Origin of the sequence: Rhodococcus zopfii NBRC 100606 = JCM 9919, assembly GCF_001895025.1 — a bacterium.
GTDB lineage: Bacteria > Actinomycetota > Actinomycetes > Mycobacteriales > Mycobacteriaceae > Rhodococcus > Rhodococcus zopfii.
Genome location: NZ_BCXI01000016.1, coordinates 97,604 through 118,328 on the forward strand (window position 1 = coordinate 97,604; position 20,725 = coordinate 118,328).

General features: G+C 68.3%; 20 protein-coding genes and 1 tRNA gene. 10 read left to right on the forward strand and 11 right to left on the reverse strand.

Features of this window, described 5'->3' with window-relative positions; genetic code table 11:
• The first annotated feature begins 90 nt into the window (after positions 1–90).
• A complete protein-coding gene (locus RZ1_RS12300; RefSeq protein ID WP_072812222.1) occupies positions 91–1,629 on the forward strand; it encodes a sugar transferase in 1,539 nt (512 codons plus the stop codon).
• A 116-nt stretch (positions 1,630–1,745) separates the two neighbouring features.
• On the opposite strand, the gene efeB is transcribed toward RZ1_RS12300, so the two are convergent.
• The 3 genes from efeB to efeU form a co-directional block, all read right to left on the reverse strand.
• Entirely contained in the window at positions 1,746–3,020 is a 1,275-nt protein-coding gene (efeB, locus tag RZ1_RS12305) for an iron uptake transporter deferrochelatase/peroxidase subunit (protein ID WP_072812224.1), read from the reverse strand.
• Positions 3,017–4,156 carry an iron uptake system protein EfeO gene (gene efeO / locus RZ1_RS12310; protein ID WP_072812351.1) on the reverse strand — a complete coding sequence of 380 codons (1,140 nt, stop codon included), beginning with the start codon at positions 4,154–4,156 and terminating at the stop codon, positions 3,017–3,019. The genes efeB and efeO overlap by 4 nt, the downstream gene beginning before the upstream one ends.
• Before the next feature lie 121 nt (positions 4,157–4,277).
• Positions 4,278–5,165, reverse strand: a complete 888-nt coding sequence (gene efeU, locus RZ1_RS12315; protein ID WP_072812226.1) for an iron uptake transporter permease EfeU — start codon at positions 5,163–5,165, stop codon at positions 4,278–4,280.
• 169 nt (positions 5,166–5,334) lie between these two features.
• On the opposite strand from efeU, the gene RZ1_RS12320 reads away from it, so the two are divergent.
• The 7 genes from RZ1_RS12320 to RZ1_RS12350 all read left to right on the forward strand — a co-directional run bounded on the left by RZ1_RS12320 (position 5,335) and on the right by RZ1_RS12350 (position 10,496).
• The gene (locus RZ1_RS12320; RefSeq protein ID WP_072812354.1) at positions 5,335–6,090 is read left to right on the forward strand and encodes a lytic transglycosylase domain-containing protein; all 756 of its coding nucleotides are present in this window, start codon (positions 5,335–5,337) and stop codon (positions 6,088–6,090) included.
• A gap of 106 nt (positions 6,091–6,196) precedes the next feature.
• Positions 6,197–7,483 (forward strand): phosphopyruvate hydratase, encoded by a 1,287-nt coding sequence (gene eno, locus RZ1_RS12325; protein WP_072812228.1) that lies wholly within the window; start codon positions 6,197–6,199, stop codon positions 7,481–7,483.
• A 127-nt stretch (positions 7,484–7,610) separates the two neighbouring features.
• Positions 7,611–8,198 (forward strand): FtsB family cell division protein, encoded by a 588-nt coding sequence (locus RZ1_RS12330; RefSeq protein ID WP_240795023.1) that lies wholly within the window; start codon positions 7,611–7,613, stop codon positions 8,196–8,198.
• Entirely contained in the window at positions 8,195–8,722 is a 528-nt protein-coding gene (locus RZ1_RS12335; protein ID WP_072812232.1) for a DUF501 domain-containing protein, read from the forward strand. Before RZ1_RS12330 ends, RZ1_RS12335 begins: the two co-directional genes overlap by 4 nt.
• Positions 8,719–9,669: a Ppx/GppA phosphatase family protein gene (locus tag RZ1_RS12340; RefSeq protein WP_072812233.1), complete on the forward strand. Its 951-nt coding sequence runs from the start codon at positions 8,719–8,721 to the stop codon at positions 9,667–9,669. The genes RZ1_RS12335 and RZ1_RS12340 overlap by 4 nt, the downstream gene beginning before the upstream one ends.
• 94 nt (positions 9,670–9,763) lie before the next feature.
• Positions 9,764–9,840 (forward strand) — tRNA-Leu (locus tag RZ1_RS12345).
• 182 nt (positions 9,841–10,022) lie between these two features.
• The gene (locus RZ1_RS12350) at positions 10,023–10,496 is read left to right on the forward strand and encodes a hypothetical protein (RefSeq protein WP_072812235.1); all 474 of its coding nucleotides are present in this window, start codon (positions 10,023–10,025) and stop codon (positions 10,494–10,496) included.
• A gap of 76 nt (positions 10,497–10,572) precedes the next feature.
• Here RZ1_RS12350 and RZ1_RS12355 read toward each other — a convergent pair whose 3' ends face one another.
• The 4 genes from RZ1_RS12355 to RZ1_RS30510 all read right to left on the reverse strand — a co-directional run bounded on the left by RZ1_RS12355 (position 10,573) and on the right by RZ1_RS30510 (position 12,610).
• Entirely contained in the window at positions 10,573–10,947 is a 375-nt protein-coding gene (locus tag RZ1_RS12355; RefSeq protein ID WP_169917931.1) for a hypothetical protein, read from the reverse strand.
• Positions 10,944–11,681, reverse strand: a complete 738-nt coding sequence (locus tag RZ1_RS12360; protein WP_139281819.1) for an FHA domain-containing protein — start codon at positions 11,679–11,681, stop codon at positions 10,944–10,946. Before RZ1_RS12360 ends, RZ1_RS12355 begins: the two co-directional genes overlap by 4 nt.
• Positions 11,682–11,794: 113 nt before the next feature.
• Positions 11,795–11,974 carry a hypothetical protein gene (locus RZ1_RS12365; protein WP_072812238.1) on the reverse strand — a complete coding sequence of 60 codons (180 nt, stop codon included), beginning with the start codon at positions 11,972–11,974 and terminating at the stop codon, positions 11,795–11,797.
• Between the two features lie 498 nt (positions 11,975–12,472).
• On the reverse strand, positions 12,473–12,610 hold the full coding sequence (locus RZ1_RS30510) for a hypothetical protein (RefSeq protein WP_169917933.1): 138 nt from the start codon (positions 12,608–12,610) through the stop codon (positions 12,473–12,475).
• A gap of 253 nt (positions 12,611–12,863) precedes the next feature.
• Between RZ1_RS30510 and RZ1_RS12370 the strand changes: the two genes are divergently transcribed.
• Positions 12,864–14,324 (forward strand): SulP family inorganic anion transporter, encoded by a 1,461-nt coding sequence (locus RZ1_RS12370; RefSeq protein ID WP_072812240.1) that lies wholly within the window; start codon positions 12,864–12,866, stop codon positions 14,322–14,324.
• Positions 14,325–14,417: 93 nt separating this feature from the next.
• Positions 14,418–15,821 (forward strand): DUF4389 domain-containing protein, encoded by a 1,404-nt coding sequence (locus tag RZ1_RS12375; protein WP_072812242.1) that lies wholly within the window; start codon positions 14,418–14,420, stop codon positions 15,819–15,821.
• On the opposite strand, the gene RZ1_RS12380 is transcribed toward RZ1_RS12375, so the two are convergent.
• From RZ1_RS12380 to RZ1_RS31665, 4 genes are all read right to left on the reverse strand, one after another.
• Positions 15,811–16,008 carry a CsbD family protein gene (locus RZ1_RS12380; protein WP_072812244.1) on the reverse strand — a complete coding sequence of 66 codons (198 nt, stop codon included), beginning with the start codon at positions 16,006–16,008 and terminating at the stop codon, positions 15,811–15,813. The two genes, RZ1_RS12375 and RZ1_RS12380, sit on opposite strands and share 11 nt — an antisense overlap.
• A gap of 97 nt (positions 16,009–16,105) precedes the next feature.
• Entirely contained in the window at positions 16,106–17,125 is a 1,020-nt protein-coding gene (locus RZ1_RS12385; protein ID WP_072812357.1) for a magnesium transporter CorA family protein, read from the reverse strand.
• Positions 17,126–17,157: 32 nt separating this feature from the next.
• Positions 17,158–19,695, reverse strand: a complete 2,538-nt coding sequence (locus RZ1_RS12390; protein WP_280522822.1) for a winged helix-turn-helix domain-containing protein — start codon at positions 19,693–19,695, stop codon at positions 17,158–17,160.
• Positions 19,581–20,687, reverse strand: coding sequence for a serine/threonine-protein kinase (locus tag RZ1_RS31665; protein WP_280522823.1), 1,107 nt, complete (start codon positions 20,685–20,687; stop codon positions 19,581–19,583). The genes RZ1_RS12390 and RZ1_RS31665 overlap by 115 nt, the downstream gene beginning before the upstream one ends.
• Positions 20,688–20,725 lie beyond the last annotated feature (38 nt).

Genomic DNA, 20,725 nt, shown 5'->3' on the forward strand with positions numbered 1-20,725 from the left:
CCTGCAGTTCGTTATTGATTTCAAAACAATCCTCAGGTATGTTTTCTACCAGTTCGGATTGTTCATTCCCCGGAATTGGGGTCTGTATCCATGTACAAGAATGCCAATGGTGCTGATGCCGAGGTGGCGGAATTCCCTGCCGGGACGGCAGCCACGCCCGATGGGGCAGCGCCGGCGATTCGCATCGTACTTCCGGGATGCTCTGCCCCCGCACCCGTTTCGCGACCGAGATGGGAGCGGCGATACGCGACGCTCGCGTTCTGCGTCGACCTTCTGTGTGTTCTCGTGGCCGACGCGGTGGTGACGTTCGGCTACCACTGGATGGCGCTCCCGGACGGACGGTCGCTGGCGCTCGTCGCGATCCTGCCGATCGCAGCGATGGTTGCACTTGCATCTCAAAGATCTTGGGATGCAAGGATTATCGGGTCCGGTGTCGAGGAGTTCCGGAGGATCGGACGCGCCTATGCGCTCGCGATGGCGGTGCTGGCGGTGGCCGGCTACGCATGGGGCACCGCCGCCGGCCAATCCTGGATCTTCGGCGCCCTGCCGCTGGCCGCGATCACGACGGTCTGTGCTCGTCTCGGGCTTCGCCGATGCATCCGCAGGCGGCGCCGCCGAGGTGAGTTCGTGTGGTCGGTCCTGGTCGCCGGGGACTCGACGGAAGTGCACCAATTGCTGGCGCGATCGTCGGAGTTCCTCGAATCGGGATGGGAGATCGACGGCATCTGCCTTCCGGTGGACTCGTTCCGCGGGAAGGCTCCGCTCGCGATCGACGACGTACCGGTCCTGGGAGCGGAGGACGACATCGTCGACATCGTCGCACTCCACAGCTTCCAGGCGGTCGCGCTGTTGCCGTCCAGCGGCTGGACGCACTCGAAGACCCGGGCTCTGAGCTGGGATCTCGAGCGGACCGGCACGGACCTCCTCATGGCCCCTGTTCTCATGGACCTGGTCGGTCCGCGCCTGCACATGGCGCCACTTGCCGGTCTCCCGTTGCTGAAGTTCTCCGCACCGCGCTATTCCGGCCCCTCGTGGTTGGTCAAGAACGTCTTCGACCGTGTGCTCGCGCTGCTGATCGTCGCGTTTCTCTCTCCGGTGCTGCTCGCCGTCGCCGTCGCAATCCGCGTCACGAGTCCGGGTCCGGTGCTGTTCCGGCAGACGCGGGTGGGGCGCGACGGACAGACGTTCACGATGTACAAATTCCGCAGCATGGTCGTGGACGCGGAGAACCGGCTGAACGAGCTCGCCGATCGCGACGTCGGTGCCGGTGTCCTGTTCAAGCTGTACGACGATCCGCGTGTCACCCGGGTGGGCAAGTTCATCCGACGGTACTCGCTGGACGAGCTCCCTCAGCTGTTCAATGTGGTGTCCGGCGACATGTCACTGGTGGGGCCGCGTCCGCCGCTCGCGTCCGAGGTCGCCCGCTACGGCGAGGACGGGATGAGGAGGCGGCTGTTCGTCAAGCCGGGGCTTACGGGGCTCTGGCAGGTCAGCGGACGCAGCAACCTGTCGTGGGAGGAATCGGTGCGTGCGGACCTGAGGTACGTGGAGAACTGGACGTTCGCCCTGGACCTGTCGATTCTGCGTCGCACGATCGGCGCGGTGCTGCGCGGCAACGGCGCCTATTGATAACGACCTCCGGTGGGCCTGATAACGACCTCCGGTGGGCCGCTCACCCCTCGGCGACCCACCTTCCCGGCCTGCGCCGGTGATTCAGGGCGGAATCACCGGCGCAGGTGTACTTTTCACGCCTCGAACAGCTGCTGACCCCAGTAGCCGCCCTCGGCCGGGCCGGGTGGGCACGCGAACACCGCCGACCCGACGTGCTGGATGTACTCGTTGAGTGCATCGGCGCGGGCGAGCGCGAGCTGCATCGGCACGAACTGCTTCTGCGGATCGCGGCAGAACGCGATGAAGAACAGTCCGGCGTCGAGGTGGCCGAAGCCGTCGGAGCCGTCGGTGAAGTTGTAGCCGCGCCGCAGGATCCGGATTCCGCCGAGGTTCTGTGCCGACGCCAGGCGCACGTGTGAGGTCTCCGGGACGAGCGGGCCGTCCGGACCCTTCGATTCGAGGTCCAGCTCGTCGAACTCGTTGGTGAGACCGAGCGGGGCGCCCTCGCGCTTGTCGCGGCCGATCACCGCTTCCTGCTCTCTGAGGATCGCGCGGTCCCACTGCTCGATGAGCATGCGGATGCGCCGGGCCACCAGGTAGCTTCCGCCGGCGAGCCAGGCCTGGTCGTCGGCGCCGTCGACCCACACCGACTCCGCCAGTGCGGCGGGATCCTCGGCCTTGAGGTTGTTCGTTCCGTCCTTGAACCCGAACAGGTTCCGGGGCGTCACCTGCGAGGTGGACGTCGACGAGGTGCGGCCGAAGCCGAGTTGTGACCATCGCACCGACGCCGTGCCGAACGCGACGCGCGCGAGGTTGCGGATCGCGTGGACGGCCACCTGAGGATCGTTCGCGCAGGCCTGGATCGCGATGTCGCCACCGCACCGTGCCGGGTCGAGATTGTCGGCGGGGAAGTGCGGAAGATCCTGTAGTGCAGCCGGTTTGAGATCGGCAAGTCCGAACCGGTCGTCGAACAGTGTCGGACCGAAGCCGATCGTGAGGGTCAGCTGCGACGCATCCAGGTCCAGCGCCTCGCCGGTGTCGCTCGGCGGGTGGTACGCGCCGTCGCCGGTTGCGCCGTCCTCGGTGGCCTCGAGTCCGGCGGTCATCCGCGCGGCCATCGCGGTCCACGTCTTCAGCAGTGCGATCAGTTCGTCGCGGTCGCGGGTGGTGACGTCGAACGTCACGAAGTGCATGCGGTCCTGGGCGGGGGTGACGATGCCCGCCTGGTGCTCGCCGTGGAACGCCACGACACCGTCGGTGCCGTTCTCGCTGTCCGGGGCGGTGACCCGGCCGACCACCGCGCCGGCACCGGCGAGTACCGCGCCGGCGCCGACGGCGCCGAACAGCCGTCGCCGGGAGATTCCGGAGGTGCCCTGCATACCGGGGTCTGGGGTCGGCCGTTCGGTCATGCGCCCGAGGCCTCCGCGACGACGCCCTGCACCTTGCTGACTTCGGCGGACAGCGCGTCGATCAGGCGGGACAATTCCTGGCGCTGAGGCTCGGTGACGGTCTCGTAGGAGACGAACACATCGCCCTGGCGGTACTGCGCGAGCGCCGCGTCGAGCTCCGCGAAGCGGGCGTCGATGGCCTGGCCGAGCTCGGGCTTCCGCTCGTCGAGAACCGGGCGCAGCACGGCAACCGCGGCCTGCGAGCCGTCGACGTTGGCCTGGAAGTCGTACAGGTCGGTGTGGGAGAAGATGTCCTCCTCGCCGGTGATCTTCGACGTGGCAACCTCGTCGAGCAGGCCCTGCGCGTCACCGGCGATGCGGGTCGGGTCGACGTTGTAGGCGTCGGCGTTCACCAGGTCGGAGAGTTCCTGGATGTCCGCGGTGAGCTGGTCGGCGATCGCGTTGCTGTCGGACTGCAGGCCGGTGACCCACAGATCCTTCTCGAGGCGGTGGAAACCGGTCCACTCCTGGCCGGGCTCGAGGTCCGCCTCGCGCAGATCCACGCGCGGATCGAGATCGCCGAAGCTCTCGGCCTCCGGCTCGATGCGCTCGAAGTAGGTGCGCGCGAGCGGGAACAGGCGCTTGGCCTCCTCGACGTTGCCGCCCTTGACGGCGGCCACGAACTCACCGGTGGCGGCGACGAGCGCCTCGGCCTGACTGCGGATGTAGCGGCGATAGCCCTCGGCCGCCTCGGCGAGCTTGCCGTCGGCGTCGGCGGCGGCCTTCGAGTCGCCGGTGACGGTGAATGCCTGCCGGATACCTTCGCCGACCATTCCGGGGCGGCAGGACAGTTCGTAGTCGCCGGGCTCGGGAATGTTGACGATGAGCTGTCGGGTCAGGCCCGGCCCGATGTTCTCGACCTCGCCGAGGGCGCGGTCGCCGTCGTCGAACACGTAGAACTCGGTGACCTTGGTCCCGTTGTTGGTCACCGCGAACGTGTTGTGCCCGGTGGTGCCCTCCGTGTCGGTGACCTCACACGTCGAGTCGGTGGCGGTGACTGTGATCGCATCGGAGTCGGACGTCGACTTCTCGGTGCAACCCGCGAGTGCGAGAGGCAGAACGGCGGCTGCCGCAAGGGCACAGGTGGTGCGACGCATCGGGACGGCGCCCTTCGGGAGCAGCATCAGGACGGTGCCTTTCGGGACGAGCATCGGGACGAGCATCGGGACGGTGCCTTTCGGAAAGAGAGGGAGCTGAAGGTGGTGCAGGGAACGGAACTCAGACGACGGCGGATTCGTCGGCCACCGGGGCCGGTTCGGCGGAAGTGACCGGGCGCAGGAACAGGAACAGCACGATCACGAGGTAGATCAGCCAGGCGCCGAACTGCAGGACCGTCGGGTCGGGGCGGACGTTGAGGATGCCGCCCAGGACGGTGCCGTACCAGCTGCCCGCGTCGTAGTGGCCGGAGACGTCGAAGGCGAGGTTGCCTGCGCCGGGCAGCAGGCCTCCGGTCTGCAGAGCGCGCACCCCGTAGGCCAGGATGCCGGCGGCCACGACGACGAGGAATGCCCCGGTGAACTTGAAGAACCTGGCCATGTCGATCCGGACGGCCCCGAGATACATCAGGACGGTCAGGACCGCGGCCAGGGCGATGCCGAGCAGCAGGCCGATCAGTGGCCATGCGCTGCCGGCGGTGTTCTCGGCGTAGCCGACCATGAGCAGCGCCGTTTCGAGTCCTTCGCGGCCGACCGCGAAGAACGCCAGCGCCAGCACCGCGGACGGTCCGACGATCAGGGCCTTCTCCATCCCGGATTTCAGGTCGCCGGAGATCGAGCGGGCCGCCTTGCGCATCCACAGCACCATGGCGGTGACGATGACGACGGCGACGAGGGAGGCGATGCCGGCGGCGATCTCCGCGGCCAGGCCGTCGAGGGTGGACGTGCCGAAATGGATGACGAGGAAGGTCGCGGCCACCATCGCGACGGCGACGCCGACCCCGAGCCACACCCATTTCACCGCGTCGCGCCGTTCGGACTTGACCAGGAACGCGACGAGAATCATCACGACGATGCCGGCTTCGAGCCCTTCGCGGAGACCGATGAGGCCGGAGCCGGCCAGCTGCGTGGCGATCGACGGTGCGCCGGAGGCGGCGGCGAGCACGGACATGGATGGAACTCCAGGGGGTTAGGTGAGGCGAACCTCTGTTTCGGTGGTGCGGACCGAAACATACACCCAGCGATCGCGCGTGCGGGAGGGCCTTTCGCACTTTTACCTGTGCTTTAGGAACGGTGTGGAAGATGGAGATGTGCAGCCGACCGTCAGGTATCCACCGCCGCTGCCGCCTGTGCGGCGGCGCTCGCCGTGGCCGCGATTGCTGTTCGGGGTGCTCGCGGCCGTGGTCGTCTTCGCCGTCGCCGTCTCGATCCTGACGCCGAGCGAACCACCGATCCCGATCCCGGACGGGGTCCCGCCGGGCGCGGGCTCCCCGGTGCCGGCGATCGATGTGGACGGTCCGGGACGCACCGCCGCGCAGCTGCGCGACTGGGCGGAACCGCAGGCCGACGCGCTGGGCATCCCCGTCGTCGCCCTCGAGGCGTACGGTCACGCGGCCGCGGTGCTGGCACGCAGCCGCCCGGACTGCGGTCTCGCGTGGACCACCCTCGCCGGGATCGGCAGCGTCGAGAGCCGGCACGGCCGGCACGGGGGCGCCGGCGCCGACGACAACGCGACGGTCTCGCCACCCATCCGCGGTGTTCCCCTCGACGGCGGTCCCGGCCTGGCCGAGATCCGTGACACCGACGGCGGCCGGCTCGACGGTGACCCGGTCCTGGACCGGGCGATGGGCCCGATGCAGTTCATTCCCGCGACGTGGACGCGCTGGGGCACCGACGCGAACGGCGACGGTGTCGCGGACCCGGACAATCTCGACGACGCCGCGCTCTCCGCGGGGCGGTATCTGTGCGACCGCGGCGGCGATCTCACCACCGCGAACGGGTGGACGACGGCGCTGTTCGCCTACAACCGCTCGACCGATTACATGGCGCTGGTTCGCGACCGCGCCGCCGCCTACGGCGTCGGTGTGCGCCCCTGATCGCAGCTCCTGGACGAGTGGTGCCTCGTGCCCAGGTGGGGACCGTTAGGCTGTTCCCCAGCGTGCAGACCCCGCAGCGTGAAGTCCATCGAAGGAGAATCAGCCAGTGGCCATCATTGAGCAGGTAGGAGCCCGCGAAATCCTCGACTCCCGGGGCAACCCCACGGTCGAGGTCGAGGTGCTGCTCGACGACGGAAGTTTCGCTCGCGCTGCGGTGCCGTCCGGTGCATCCACCGGTGAGCACGAAGCGGTCGAGCTGCGCGACGGTGGCGACCGCTACCTGGGCAAGGGCGTCGAGCAGGCCGTCGAGGCCGTTCTCGGTGAGATCGCGCCGGCCATCATCGGCCTCGACGCCACCGAACAGCGCACCGTCGACCAGGCGCTGCTCGACACCGACGGCACCCCCGACAAGGGTCGGCTCGGCGCGAACGCCCTGCTCGGCGCGTCCCTCGCGGTCGCCAAGGCCGGTGCGGAGTCGTCCGGTCTGGAGCTGTTCCGTTACGTCGGCGGCCCGAACGCCCACATCCTGCCGGTGCCGATGATGAACATTCTCAACGGTGGCGCTCATGCCGACACCGGTGTCGATGTGCAGGAGTTCATGGTCGCGCCGATCGGTGCCCCCACCTTCAAGGAGTCCCTGCGTTGGGGCACCGAGGTATACCACTCGCTCAAGTCGGTCCTCAAGAGCAAGGGCCTGGCCACCGGTCTCGGTGACGAGGGCGGCTTCGCTCCGGACGTCGCCGGTACCAAGGAAGCGCTCGACCTCATCAGCGAGGCGATCGCCAAGACCGGCCTGACGCTCGGTTCGGACGTTGCGCTCGCGCTCGACGTCGCCGCCACCGAGTTCTACACCGAGGGCACCGGCTACAAGTTCGAGGGCAAGATCCGCACCGCCGACGAGCTCGCCGACTTCTACAACGAGCTGCTCGCCTCCTACCCACTCGTCTCCGTCGAGGATCCGCTCAGCGAGGACGACTGGGAGGGCTGGGTCGCGCTGACCGAGAAGATCGGCAACAAGCTGCAGCTCGTCGGCGATGACCTGTTCGTCACCAACCCGGAGCGTCTCGAAGAGGGCATCGTCAAGGGTGCCGCGAACGCGCTGCTGGTGAAGGTGAACCAGATCGGCACGCTCACCGAGACCCTCGACGCCGTCGATCTCGCGCACCGCAACGGCTACAAGACGATGATGAGCCACCGGTCCGGTGAGACCGAGGACACCACCATCGCCGATCTGGCCGTCGCCGTCGGCAGCGGCCAGATCAAGACCGGTGCCCCGGCCCGCTCCGAGCGCGTGGCGAAGTACAACCAGCTGCTGCGCATCGAGGAGTCGCTCGGCGACGCCGCCCGGTACGCCGGCGAGCTGGCCTTCCCGCGTTTCAACCTCGAGGCCTGACCGGAGCGGTATGAGCCAGCGCGGTAGATCCCGGCCCGGCGCCCGGCGCACCCGTTCCGAGGGTGCGGTGGGTGCGCGGCGGCCCAGCCGGTCCCGGCCGGCGGGATCTACCGCATCGCCCGACCCGGTGGCCGAGTCGGCGGGTGCGCGCCCGGCAGGGCGCGAAGACCCCGTCACCTCGGCGCCGGGGCGCGGCCGGGGTTCCGCCGATCGGGCCCGGCCCACCCGCGTCGGTGCGCCCCGAGAAACTCGCAGGACCCGCACCGAACGCACCTTCCTGGGTCTGTCCACCGGTCGCGCCGTCGTGCTCGCGCTCGTCGTGTGCGGACTGGCGTTGACCCTCGCGCTGCCGCTGCGCACGTACGTCGGCCAGCGCGCCGAAGCGGACCGCGTCGAGGCCGAGCGCATCCAGCTCGAACAGGAGATCGCCGCACTGCGGGAGCAGAAAGCACACATCGAGGACCCGGCGTGGATCCGGGCGCAGGCCCGTGAACGCCTGCGGTTCGTGATGCCCGGCGACACTCCCTACCAGGTGCAGCTTCCCGGCGACGGCCGGCGTGCCGACGAGGAGACGATCCAGGAACGCCCCTCGACCGGCGCGTGGTACAGCGACCTGTGGCGGTCGGTGTCCGAACCGCCGCCCGAACCCGAGCCCGAACCGGTGCCGCGGCAGATGCCCGTGGCGCCCCCAGAAGCAGGAGAACCGACCGGGTGACCGATCCCGTCGCACAGTCCGACCTCGACGCCGTCGCCGCCCAGCTCGGGCGCACCCCGCGCGGCGTCCTCGCCATTGCCTACCGCTGCCCGGACGGCGCACCCGGGGTGGTCAAGACCGCACCGAAGCTGCCCGACGGAACGCCCTTCCCTACGCTGTACTACCTCACCGATCCGCGCCTGACCGCGGAGGCGAGCCGGCAGGAATCGGCCGGGGTGATGCGGGAGATGACCGAGCGTCTCGGTACCGACACCGAGATCGCCGCGGCCTACCGCCGAGCCCACGAGTCGTATCTCGCCGAGCGCGACGCGATCGAATCGCTCGGCACCGACTTCACCGGCGGCGGGATGCCGGACCGTGTCAAGTGCCTGCACGTGCTCATCGCGCATTCGCTCGCGAAGGGCCCGGGCGTCAACCCGTTCGGCGACGAGTCGGTCGCCCTGGCCGCCGACGCGGGCCTGCGCGGAACCGCGATTCCCGCGGACTGGCCCACCTATGCGGAACTGCGCGGGGCGTCCGAATGAGCCGTGTCGCCGCGATCGACTGCGGGACCAACTCGATCCGCCTGCTGATCGCCGACATCGGAACCGACGGCCGCCTCACCGACGTGACCCGGCTGATGCGGGTCGTGCGGCTCGGGCAGGGGGTCGACGCCACCGGCCGGCTCGCTCCCGAAGCCATCGAACGCACCCGCGTCGCGCTGACCGAGTACGCCGATCTCATCCGGGAGACCGGGGCGAGCGCGGTGCGGATGGTTGCCACGTCCGCGACCCGTGACGCCGGCAACCGTGAGGACTTCTTCTCGATGACCCGCGAGGTGCTCGGCGCGGTGATCCCCGGCGCGGAGGCCGAGGTGATCTCCGGCGACGAGGAAGCGCGCCTGTCGTTCACCGGTGCGGTCGGCGAACTCGACTCGGCGCGTGGGCCTTTCGTCGTCGTCGATCTCGGTGGCGGCTCGACCGAGATTGTGCTCGGCGACGCTTCCGGGGTGCATTCCGCGTACTCCACGGACATCGGATGTGTGCGGCTCACCGAGCGGTGCCTGCACGACGATCCGCCCACCGCGGATCAGATCGCCGAGGCCCGTTCCGTCGCGCGCGAGAAGATCGGGGAGGCGCTCGCGCACGTGCCGGTCGAGCAGGCCCGGACCTGGGTCGGTGTCGCAGGCACGATGACCACGCTGTCGGCGATCGCCCACGACCTCGCCGAATACGACCCCGAGAAGGTGCACCTGTCGAACGTCGGGTTCGACCGGCTCCGGCAGGTGTGCGCCACGCTGCTCGGACAGACCCACGACGAGCGCGCCGCCTACGGTCCGATGCACCCCGGCCGGGTCGACGTGATCGGTGGGGGAGCGATCGTCACGACGGTGCTCGCCGACGAGTTCGGTGCGCGCGCCGGGATCTCGGAGTTGATCGTCAGCGAGCACGACATCCTCGACGGCATCGCGATGTCCGTTCCGGTTCGGTGACCGGGAGGTTGTGTGCGCTTCCGGCCGGAGAAGGCGCGCACAACCTCCCGGTCGACTGCGTCTCCCCGAACGCGCCGGTTAGGGTAGGACGCACGCCCCCATAGCCCAATTGGCAGAGGCAGCGGACTTAAAATCCGCCGAGTGTCGGTTCGAGTCCGACTGGGGGCACCATGTCGACAGCGCCTCGCCGGGGTGGTGGAAGCGTTGTGCGCGTGACACTTCGCGGATGTGCGGCCCTTCTGCGTTCGGGTCTGTGCCTGGCCGATGTGGCGAATCCGGTCCCGACCTGTTGCCTCCCGTGTGCATAGTGGGACCGAGGCAGTTTCGTGCTCGAGCAGTGTGGAGGACGCGCCATGGGAAGGTGGAAAGTGTGTGCGCTCGCTTGCGCGGTGGTGCTGGCGACGGGTGTCGCGGTGGGGGCATGCGGCGCCGGCGACTCGGGCTCGGGTGAATCGCAGCAGACGACCGTGTCGTCGACGACGACCCAGGTGGCCGAGTTGTCTGCCTCTGGAACCGGCGAGCCGGACACCGGCACGCAGCCGACGTTCCCTGCAGAGTCCGTCGGTGGGATCGCGGTCTATCAGCCGTCCACCGAGATCAGCCGAGCACTCGGTTCGGCGGTGCTGACGACATCCGATCCCCTCGAAAAGGTGAGCGACTTCTATGTCGGCTCCGTCGACCGTGAGGGCTGGCAGAGCGTGTCCCGAAGCATCACGCCCCACAGCACCAGCTTGACGGTGCGTAAGGACGGCAAGGGCGCTTCGATTTCCGTCTCCATGGGCGGTGACGGCACGCTGATTTCGATCAGCACCTACCCGTCGCCTTAGCCGCGACGGTGATTCGAAGGACTACGAAAGTCTCTGTCTCTCAAATCGATAGGACTCGGCTGTGGAAGGCGGTTGCTCACAGTCCGAGCGCATGCAGGACGGGGGACCCCGGCGCGCCCAGCCATCCGGCGAGTGCGACCAGCGGGCGATGAACGGCGGAACCCGCTCCTGCGATCGCAGTGACTGTCTGCGCAATGTGCGTCAGCCGGGACGCGACGTGCTCGCGATCGGGGGTGCCCTGCTTCAGTTCCCGCTCGATCTCGTCGACGTCGCGTGCGCTCTCGCCGAGCCCCAGCCCGCGCAATGCACGGGCGAGTTCGCCGGCGGAGACGATCGCCGCCGCGTCGGTGAACGAAACACGCTGGCCGCCATGGGTCGTCTGGCTTCCCGCGACGTTGTTGATCGCTTCATGTTGTGAGCCGATGTTGAAAACCACGATGGCTCCCTTCATCTCGACGTGGGTGTGTTCCACGGATAGCGCGGGTCGGTGTCGACCCGGCGCACATGAGCGGCCGCGATGATCCACAGGAACGACCCGAGAATCAGCACGAAGTGGCCGACGAACCCGATCATGAAGAAGAGCGTTCCGACCGGCCCGAGAACGGTGTGCGGTCCGAACGCCGGGAAGTCGCCCGGCGCCGCGCCCGCCGTCGACGAGGCACCGGGCGCGTCCGTGCCGTCTGCGAGTAGCCAGGTGCACCCGGATGCTCCTGCGAGCACCATCGCGAATCCCACCCAGAACACGAACCGGGCCCACGCCCTCGACGCGGTGACTTCGCGCAGGAACGCCGCGCGCTGCTGGGCGTCACTGTCGTTCCCGTCGTCGTCGAAGCCGACAGGTGGAGGTCGCGGATGCGCGCCGATCCGGGGGAGCGCTGCGTCGATCTGTTCCATTCGGACCTCGACACGGCCGAACCTGACGATGTCACCGTCGTGCACTTCGCGGGCCCCGCGCAGACGCTCGCCGCGGACCCAGGTCCCGTGGGAGGACCCCAGATCCTCGACGACGACCCGGTCGCCGAAACGGTCTATCGTGGCGTGACGCGCGCTGACCCGATGATCGTCGATGTGCAGATCGGCGCACCCGTCGCATCCGAGGACCTGCCGTCCCGGCCCGACGCGCAGGACGGTTCCGGAGAGAGCCGGCGGTCCGACGATCGTCATCGACAACGGTTCCGTATCCATGCCGGAAGCCTGGCAGCGGTGGAATCCGAGCACACGAGTACGCGGCTACCCGAATCTGCACGACCGTCGGTACCGGCGGCGAGTATCGCCGCGAGATCCGGTGTACCCCGGGGTCACTGCCGGTCTGGACCGGCGAGCTGCTGCCACCGGCCGTCCACCTGCTCCTCGAGGATCCACGGCCCCAGCTCCGACCGAGGGTGGGTCGTCGCCCACGCGTGGGCTTCGTCGGCGGTGCGGAACGGCTGCTCGTCGATGACGCCGCCGTCCTCGTCGACCATTCGGAAATGCTTCATGTGGTCCCCCGAACTCGGGTCGTCGTGGTTCGACGGTACCCGACACGGCACCGGTCCCGGGCCCCGGCGAATGCGTGGTCGGATACACGTGACTGCGCCTCGCGTGCATTCGGGCTTCACATGCAGGAGTACGTCTCGGACAACGCACATCTCGTGACCGGAGAGGACGCGGTGGTACCCGCGAGCGTCCGCTCGATTCCCGGCGTGCGGTGGGCCGACGCCCACCTGCGGGTTTTCAAGATCGTACCGGTGCTGCTGTTGGGGGCGTGTCGATTTGGCGCTTCGCCAGGGTGTGCAGGACGAGTTCGTCCCTGATCGTGATCGCCGTGGACGGCACGGAGCGTCACGGCAACATGGGGAGCGGCGACGGGTTCGACCGGCGAGCAACGTGGAACAGGTGGTGTGGGAAGGTGTTTCGTCCGGCGAGTGGTCGTCGCCGATCGAATCTCGCAGTCTTCTCAGCCGTATGCGTACGCGTGACGGATATGCTGAACGCCCTCAGGGGCGTGACGAAAACAACCCGTCGTAGTTCGGGGCGCCCTGCGGCTGCGGCTGCGGGTTCTCGGGCAGCTGTTCGTCGTCCGGGTTGCTCGGCTGCAGGAACAGCGGACCGGAGAATTCGGTGTCGTTGCTCATAGCGTCCTTCTTTCGGGTGCGGCGCGGTACAACGGCGATCGCGGAGTCGAGAAAGATCCGCAACCGGGGTGGAGACGTGCGAGGTGGTTCTTGGATGGTCGCGTGCTCGGATGGTGATTGTGAACCATGGGAGCGCGTCCGACCTCGGGCAGTCGATGCGATCTGCTCGATGTGCCCACACTACACGTTCCGCCGATTCACACCAGAGCGACACGAGACCGAACGCGTCGAGTTCCCGCCCTAGACTCCTCCGGTGCAAACCGTGTTCGAAACCCTGCGATCCCCCCGGCTCCTGACCACCGAGATCCTCGCCGGCCTGGTCACCTCCCTGGCCCTGATCCCCGAGGTCGTCTCGTTCGCCGTGATCGCCGGCGTCGACCCGAAGGTCGCGCTGTACACCTCGTGCATCATGGCGATGACGATCGCGTTCGTCGGTGGCCGCCCGGCGATGGTGTCGGCCGCGGCGGGCGCGACCGCGCTGGTGATCGCCCCGCTCGTCGCGTCGCACGGGCTCGACTACCTCATCGCCGCGGTGTGGCTGGCTGGTGCCCTGCAGATCGTGCTGGCCGTCGCGGGCGTCGCGAAGCTCATGAGGTTCATTCCGCGGTCGGTGATGATCGGCTTCGTCAACGCGCTGGCGATCCTCATCTTCACCGCGCAACTGCGGCACCTGTTCGACGTGCCGTGGGCGGTGTATCCGCTCGTCGCCGCCGGCATCGCGATGATCGTGTTCATCCCCAAGCTCACCACCGCGGTACCCGCCGCGCTGATCGCGATCGTCGTGCTCACCGGCATCGTGGTGCTGTTCGGTCTGGACGTGCCCGACGTCGCGGACCAGGGCGACCTTCCCGGCGGCTTCCCGACGTGGATGATCCCCGACGTGCCGTTGACCGCCGAGACGCTGCGGATCATCGCCCCGTATGCGGTCGGGCTCGCGCTCGTCGGCCTCATGGAATCGCTGATGACCGCGAAGCTCGTCGACGACCTGACCGACAGTCACTCCGACAAGACCCGCGAAGCGTGGGGGCAGGGTGTCGCGAACTGGGCAGGTGCGCTTTTCGGTGGCATGGGCGGCTGCGCGATGATCGGCCAGACGATGATCAACGTCAGGGAAGGTCGCGCACGGACCCGCATCTCGACGTTCTTGGCCGGACTGTTCCTGCTGGTGCTGTGTGTGGCGGTCGGTGAGATCGTCGGGGCGATCCCGATGGCCGCGCTCGTCGCGGTGATGCTGGTGATCGCGGTGACCACCCTCGACTGGCACAGCGTCGCCCCGCGGACCCTGAAACTGATGCCGCTCAGCGAAACCCTCGTCATGCTGGTGACCGTGGTGGTGACGCTGCTCACCGACAACCTCGCGATCGGTGTGGTCTCAGGCGTGCTGACCGCGATGGTCGCGTTCGCGCGCCGGGTGGCGCACATGACCCGGGTGCACACGACGGACACGGACGGTGTCCGTACCTATCGGGTTTCGGGCGAGCTGTTCTGGGCGTCGAGCAACGATCTGGTGTACCGGTTCGACTACGCGGGCGACCCCGACCGCGTGGTGATCGACCTCACCGACGCCGAGGTGTGGGATGCCTCGACCGTCGCGACCTTCGATTCTGTACTGCACAAGTACGCGGAGCGGGGCAAGAGCGCCGAGATCGTCGGTCTGGACGGCGCGAGCCTTCGTCGTCTCGAACAGCTGTCGGGGAAGCTCGCCGCGACCTGACGGGCAGATGAGGCGCCGTCGCACTCTTGTTCGGCGCGTTCGCGGCGAGCTACCGTTGACGGGCCTGCGAGTGCGTCGAACCGGAGGTCGATCATGAAGGTCGGCAGAGTGATCCTGCTCGTGGTGGGCGTCCTGATGTCGATGCTCGGCCTGGCGTTGCTCACCGCCGCCGGATTCCTCGGCTGGGCGTACGCCTTCCAGCGCGACAACGGCTACTTCACGACGCCGACGGAACGGTACCGGACCGACACCGCGGCCCTGGTGTCCGAAAACATCGATCTGGTCGTGGACGAGAACATGCCTGGGGGGTTCGGGCCGGACGATCTCGGCCGGATCATGCTGCGCGGCACTGCGGCCGACCCCGGTGGGGAGGTGTTCCTCGGCATCGGGCTGCAGGCCGACGTCGACGACTACCTCGCCGGGGTCGCGCACACGGAGCTCGACGACCTCGACTTCTTTCCGTTCCGGCCGGGCTACCGGCAGATCCCCGGTACCGGGCAGCTCGCCCCGCCGGGGGATCAGACGTTCTGGTCGGCGTCGGCCTCGGGACCCGGCACGCAGGAACTTCAATGGGACTTCCAGGACGGCAACTGGACGATCGTGGTGATGAACCCGGACGGCGCTCCCGGAGTCCGTGCGGACCTCGCTGCGGGAGTGAATCTTCCGATCCTCGGTTCGCTCGCGCTGTGGTGTCTGATCGGCGCGCTGGTGCTGCTGGTGATCGGTGTGCCCCTGCTCGTGCTGGGCGCGGTCGGCCTGGGGAAGCACCTGCCGCCGCCGGCACATGCGCCGCCTCCCGCGGCGGCCGTGGTGGGTCCGTATCCGGTGACGGTGCGCGGCGATCTCGACGCGCCGTCGCGGTGGTTGTGGCTCGTCAAGTGGCTGTTGGCGATCCCGCATTTCATCGTGTTGTTCTTCCTCGCGATCGCGCACTTCGTGACCACCGTGATCGCGGGTTTCGCGATCCTTTTCACGGGCCGGTACCCGCGTGCCCTGTTCGACTTCAACGTCGGGGTGATGCGCTGGTGGTGGCGGGTGTCGTTCTACACCTATTCCGCGCTGGGCACCGACCGGTATCCGCCGTTCACCCTGCACCGCACGGACTATCCGGCCGACTTCGACGTCGACTATCCCGAGCGGCTCTCACGCGGTCTGGTGCTGGTCAAGTGGTGGCTGCTGGCCATCCCGCACTACCTGATCCTCACCGTGCTCGTCGTGGGCGGATCGACGTGGGTTGCGAGCGGCGACCTGGAAGGCCCGGCCGTGAACTACTCCTGGTCGCTGCTGGGGATCCTGGTGCTGGTCGCGGCGATCGCGCTGCTGTTCACCGGCCGCTACCCGCGGGGTCTGTTCGACCTGGTGGTGGGGATCAACCGCTGGGCGTTCCGGGTGTGGGCGTACGCGGCGTTGATGCGCGACGAATACCCGCCCTTCCGGCTCGACCAGGGGCCGCGCGATCACGCGGCCCCCGAGCCGGAGCATCCGGTCACTTCTTGAACGAGTCCTTCACGTCCTCCACGGCGTCGGTCACCTTGTCGCCGGCCTTCTTCAGGCCGCTCGACGCCTGGTCGTTCTTGCCCTCGTCTTCGAGAGAACGGTCACCGGTCGCCTTGCCGGTGTGCTCCTTCGCCTTGCCCGCGAGTTCTTCGCCCTTGTGCTTCGCCTTGTCGATGAAGTCGGCCACGAGTCCTCCTCGGATTGTGATCACCGGGTTGTGATCGCTCGGTTACGACATACCCCGGTCGTCCGCAGCGAAACGTGGGACGTCCCGCCGGAGGCGCCTACAACCACCCGCGGCGTTTGAACACCACGTACAGCGTCCCCGCGGACACCCCGATCACGACCGTGCTGGCGGCCACCCCGCCGTAGCTGCCGAACCCGGGGAACGGGATGTTCTGGCCGTACCAGCCGGTGACCGCCGTCGGGACCGCGATGATCGCTGCCCAACCGGTGAGCTTCTTCATCACGGTGTTCAGCCGCGCGTCCTGCAACGACAGGTTCGTCTCGAACACCGTCGTCACCATGTCACGCAGCGACTCGGTCCACTCCGTCGCCCGCACCACGTGGTCGTACAGGTCGGTGTACCAGCTGTCGAGTTCGACGGAATTGCCGTGCTCGGCACGGTGTCTCATGATCAGCGCCACCACCTCGCGCATCGGGAGCACCACACGGCGCAGCTCGACGAGTTCCTTGCGGACCCGGTAGGTGCGCCGCTGGATCACCTTCGTTTGCGCGTGATCGTCGAACAGTCCGTCCTCGAGACCTTCGATGGCGTCGTCGAGTTGCTCGATGGTCTCGAACTGGCCGTCGACGACCACGTCCAGCAGGCCGTGCAGCAGCGTCGGCGTGCCGTGCACCATCAGATCGACGTTGTCGTCCCAGCGGCGCAGCAACTCGTCGACGTCGAACGCGTCGCCGCGCCACACGGTGACGATGCCGCGGGGCAGCACGAAGGCCGACACGCGGCTCGTCCGCAACCGGGAAGCCAGGTCGCCACCCGAGTCGGGGCTGCCGGACTCGAGCCTGGTCGCGTACACCGTGATGAACGTGTGCGTCGCATACCGGGTCGCCTTGGTGCGTTCGCCGTGCGCGACGGAATCCTCGACGGCATGCGGGTCGAGACCCAGTTCCTCGGCGAGTGCCAGCAGCAGCTCGTGGTCGGGTTCCCGCAGGTCGACCCACACCAGCGCGGTGTCGTCCGCGAGATGGTCGGAGACGTCGGCGAGGGGATAGTTCTCGGCGACGAGCCGCCCGCCGCGCCACAACCGCGTGCGGACCCCGTCGATTTGTGCGGATGTCACAGGTCGCAGTGTGCCCGACCCGGACGCCGAACTCACAACGCCGTGTCGGTGATCTCGGAACCCGCGAGCCGCAGCACCTCGTCGACGAACGCTTCGTCGACGGTGGGCCAGTCGGATCGCCACCGATTCTCGCGCAGTCGCGTGTGCAGAAGCCCCAGCACCGCGATCGTGTTCCTTCCGCCGTCGACGAGATAGCGCAACATGCCGCGTTCACCGCAGATGTGAACCATCCCGGCGAGCCGTTGCTCCGCCTCCTCGGTCCGCCCGGCGGCGAACAGGCACCCGACGAGCAGACGGGTGACCATGAGCTCCGCGCGCGGCCGGTTCTGGGTACGGACCCGCCGGTGCCACCGATGCGCCCATTCGCAGGCGCGATCCAGCGACTCGGGATCGCCGCGGTCCGAGAGCAGACGAATGGAGGTGGCGTCCTCGATCTGGGTGGTCACCTCCACGACACCGTTGGGAAAGACGGTGTCGTCGTCCGGCATCGGATGGGAGGGTGGAGCCGGGGTCGGCAGCCCCAGACGCATCCGTTCGTTGTCGATCCGCGCGCGCAGCCGCGGCAGATCGTGATCGGCTGCAGCCTTCGCGCCTTCGTCGAGCAATGCCGTCGCCGCCGCGCGGTCTCCGCGCACCGCCTTCAGTCGGGCCGCGGTGACGAAGCGCGCGATCATGAAATCGGGGGTGCCGCCCTCGGCCCCCAGATGCCGGCTCTCGTCGAGCAGTTCCTCCGCCTCGGCGATCCGGCCCTGCTCGTACAGCAACTCGCCGAGCATCGACGAGGCGAGACGCGCCGAGTGGCAGTGCGGTCCGCCGTCACGGCGAGCGGTGCGCACCGCCGCACGGAAGATGCTTTCGGCGGCGACGAGGTCGAGTTGCTCGCTCGCGGCGATACCGGCCAGGCACCGTCCGTACACCGCGGCGAACGTGCCCTTCGTCAGCTTGTGGAATCGCTCCGCCTCCTCCTGCCGTCGGCGGGCACCGGCGAAATCGAATCGGAACAGATCACAGTAGGTCCCGAAATCCGCTGCGGCCGAGGGCACCCACGGCGGTAGTGCGTCCGGATCGTCCAGGCACTCCCGGATCAATTCCTCGATGCGATCGGGCCGATCCACGTGCATCGCGGTCGCGGCCTCGAGTACATCCGCCTCGATCCGGAAATGTTCGAGGTCGGACTCGGGAAGATTGCTGTGAGTCAAGGCTTTCCGCGCATCATCGAGTGCGCGTTTCGCCTGCGGGAGCCGTTGCAGCGGCACGTTTCCCCACCCCAGGTTCAACTGCAGCCGAGGGCTCTTCGTCACTGCCCGCGGCGGCAGCTTGTCGAGCAGCGCCAGGAGTGTTCTCAGGTGCGAGCGTTCGGCGAGATACAGTCCACCCTCGGTGACCAGATCCACGGCCAGTTGCTCGTCGTCGGCGGCCAGGGCGTGGTCGACGGCCTCGCTGAGCATGCGGTGCCTCGCGAACCACCGTGCGGCCGTGCAGTGCAGATCGGGGATGCGATCGGGATGGTCGCGTTCGAGGCGGCGGCGCAGGAATTCCCGGAACAGATGGTGGTAGCCGAACCAGATCCGCTCGTCGTCGAGGTGCCGCAGGAAAAGGTCGCATTCCTCGGCTTCCTCGAGCATCGCCTGCCCGCGCTTGGTGTCGGCGAGCGCGGAGGCGAGACTGCCGCTGATCCGTTCGGGGATCGAGGTGGCCAGCAGGAATTCGTACATCTCCGGTTCCAGGGTGGCGAGGACGTTGTCGGCGAGGAACTCGCCGATCGCGTGGTGCCTGCCCGACAAGTGCTCGATGAGACCGGCCGGATCGTCGCTGTCGCGCAGCGACAACGACGCCAGCTGCAGCGCGGCCGCCCATCCGTCCGTGGTGCGGGTGAGACCGTCCACGTCGTCGTGGTCGAGACGCAGACCGCTGACGTCCCGGAGGAACGAATCGGATTCGGTGAGGTCGAAACGCAGCTGGTCCGAATCGATCTCGACCAGCTCGTCGCGAACCCGCATGCGACTCAACGGAAGTCCAGTCCTGCTGCGGCTCGTCACCACGATCTGCAGGTGGTGGCATCCACGGTCGAGGAGGAAATCCAGGGCTGCAATCGTTTCCGGCGACGTCACCAGATGCCAGTCGTCGATGACCAAGGCCGTGCGCATGTCCTGCCGGTGCAGCTCGTCGATGAGCGCACTGAGGACATACCGTTCGGGGTCGTCGTCCCCGTGGGTTTCGAGGATCTCCGTCAGCTGCCGGGCCAGCGCGGGACGCACCTGGCGCAGCGCTTCGATGACGTGGGTGAGGAACCACACGAGCTTGTTGTCGTCGTGGTCGACGGCCAGCCACGCGACCGGGACCCCCTCGCCGGTGAGCACGTCACGCCATTGCGCCGCCAGCGTGGACTTCCCGAACCCGGCGGGGGCGTGAATGGCGGTGAGCCGGCGGCGCTCTCCGGCCCGCAGCAGATCGATCAGCCGGGTGCGCGGCACGAGCTGACGAGTGGTCGCCGGGGGACGGAACCGGGTGGCCGGCGTCGTGGACGGTGCCGTGCCCGTTGCGGCGTACCGCTGTGAGCCGGTGGACATCGTTCCGGTGGGAGGCCCCCGGTCGGGTGCGCGGCGGATCCGCTCAGAGGTTGTCTCGCCTCGTCGGGACGGCTCGGCAGCGCCATCTCGTCGACGTCGAGCGAATGTGCCTCCTCGACCTGCCGCAGCAGGTCGCCGAACGCGAACGCGGTCGGCGGCCGCTCGGCCGGATCGGTGGCCATGCCCTGCTCGATCGCCGCGCACACGTCGTCGGGGATGCCCTCACCCCGCAGGTCCGGGATCGGCTCGGTGGTGATGCGCACGAACTGCGCGACCACCCGTTCGCCCTCGCGGCGTTCGAACGCCGCGTGCCCGGTGAGCGCACAGAACAGCGTCGCGGACAGCGCGTACACGTCTGCGGTCGCGGCGGGTGGTTTGCCCTCGATGATCTCCGGTGCGGTGAACGCCGGGGACCCGGTGATCTGCCGTGACGTGGTGCGGAATCCGCCCGCGACCCGCGCGATCCCGAAATCGGTGAGCTGTGGTTCGCCGTACTCGGTGATGAGGATGTTCGCGGGTTTGACGTCGCGGTGCAGAATCCCGGCCCGGTGGGCCGTTTCGAGGGCACCGGCGAGCTTGACGCCGATCCGCAGCACGTCCCGCCACGGCAGGGGCCCGTGCCGGCGGATTCGGGCTTCGAGGGAGTCGTGCGGGTGATAGTGCATCACCAGATAGGGCTGGCCCCCCGGCGACGATCCGGCTTGCAGCACCGTCACGATGTGCGGATGCCCGGACAGGCGGCCCATCGCGCGTTGCTCGCGCAGGAACCGTTCGAGGTTCTCCGGTTCGAGGGTGGAACCGAGGACTTTCACCGCGACCGTGCGGTCGAGTTCCTCCTGCCGGCAGCGGTAGACGACTCCGAAACCACCGCGGCCGATCTCCTCGGGATCTGTGAATCCGGCCGCCTCCAGATCGCGAACGGCAGCGTCCTCGTCGTTGGTGACGTCGAGGATCGGTGCTCGTTGCGTCTCGAGAGGATTCTGTTCCACCATCGGTGCAAACCACCTCGTCGTCCGGTTTCTCCAGGATA

Coding starts and splice junctions, on each gene's coding strand:
- efeB (WP_072812224.1), bottom strand. CDS start 3,020: ATGACCGAACGGCCGACCCCAGACCCCGGTATGCAGGGCACCTCCGGA.
- RZ1_RS12390 (WP_280522822.1), bottom strand. CDS start 19,695: ATGTCCACCGGCTCACAGCGGTACGCCGCAACGGGCACGGCACCGTCC.
- RZ1_RS12365 (WP_072812238.1), bottom strand. CDS start 11,974: ATGAAGCATTTCCGAATGGTCGACGAGGACGGCGGCGTCATCGACGAG.
- efeO (WP_072812351.1), bottom strand. CDS start 4,156: ATGCGTCGCACCACCTGTGCCCTTGCGGCAGCCGCCGTTCTGCCTCTC.
- RZ1_RS12350 (WP_072812235.1), top strand. CDS start 10,023: ATGGGAAGGTGGAAAGTGTGTGCGCTCGCTTGCGCGGTGGTGCTGGCG.
- efeU (WP_072812226.1), bottom strand. CDS start 5,165: ATGTCCGTGCTCGCCGCCGCCTCCGGCGCACCGTCGATCGCCACGCAG.
- RZ1_RS30510 (WP_169917933.1), bottom strand. CDS start 12,610: ATGAGCAACGACACCGAATTCTCCGGTCCGCTGTTCCTGCAGCCGAGC.
- RZ1_RS12300 (WP_072812222.1), top strand. CDS start 91: ATGTACAAGAATGCCAATGGTGCTGATGCCGAGGTGGCGGAATTCCCT.
- RZ1_RS12340 (WP_072812233.1), top strand. CDS start 8,719: ATGAGCCGTGTCGCCGCGATCGACTGCGGGACCAACTCGATCCGCCTG.
- RZ1_RS12375 (WP_072812242.1), top strand. CDS start 14,418: ATGAAGGTCGGCAGAGTGATCCTGCTCGTGGTGGGCGTCCTGATGTCG.
- RZ1_RS31665 (WP_280522823.1), bottom strand. CDS start 20,687: ATGGTGGAACAGAATCCTCTCGAGACGCAACGAGCACCGATCCTCGAC.
- RZ1_RS12355 (WP_169917931.1), bottom strand. CDS start 10,947: ATGAAGGGAGCCATCGTGGTTTTCAACATCGGCTCACAACATGAAGCG.
- RZ1_RS12360 (WP_139281819.1), bottom strand. CDS start 11,681: ATGGATACGGAACCGTTGTCGATGACGATCGTCGGACCGCCGGCTCTC.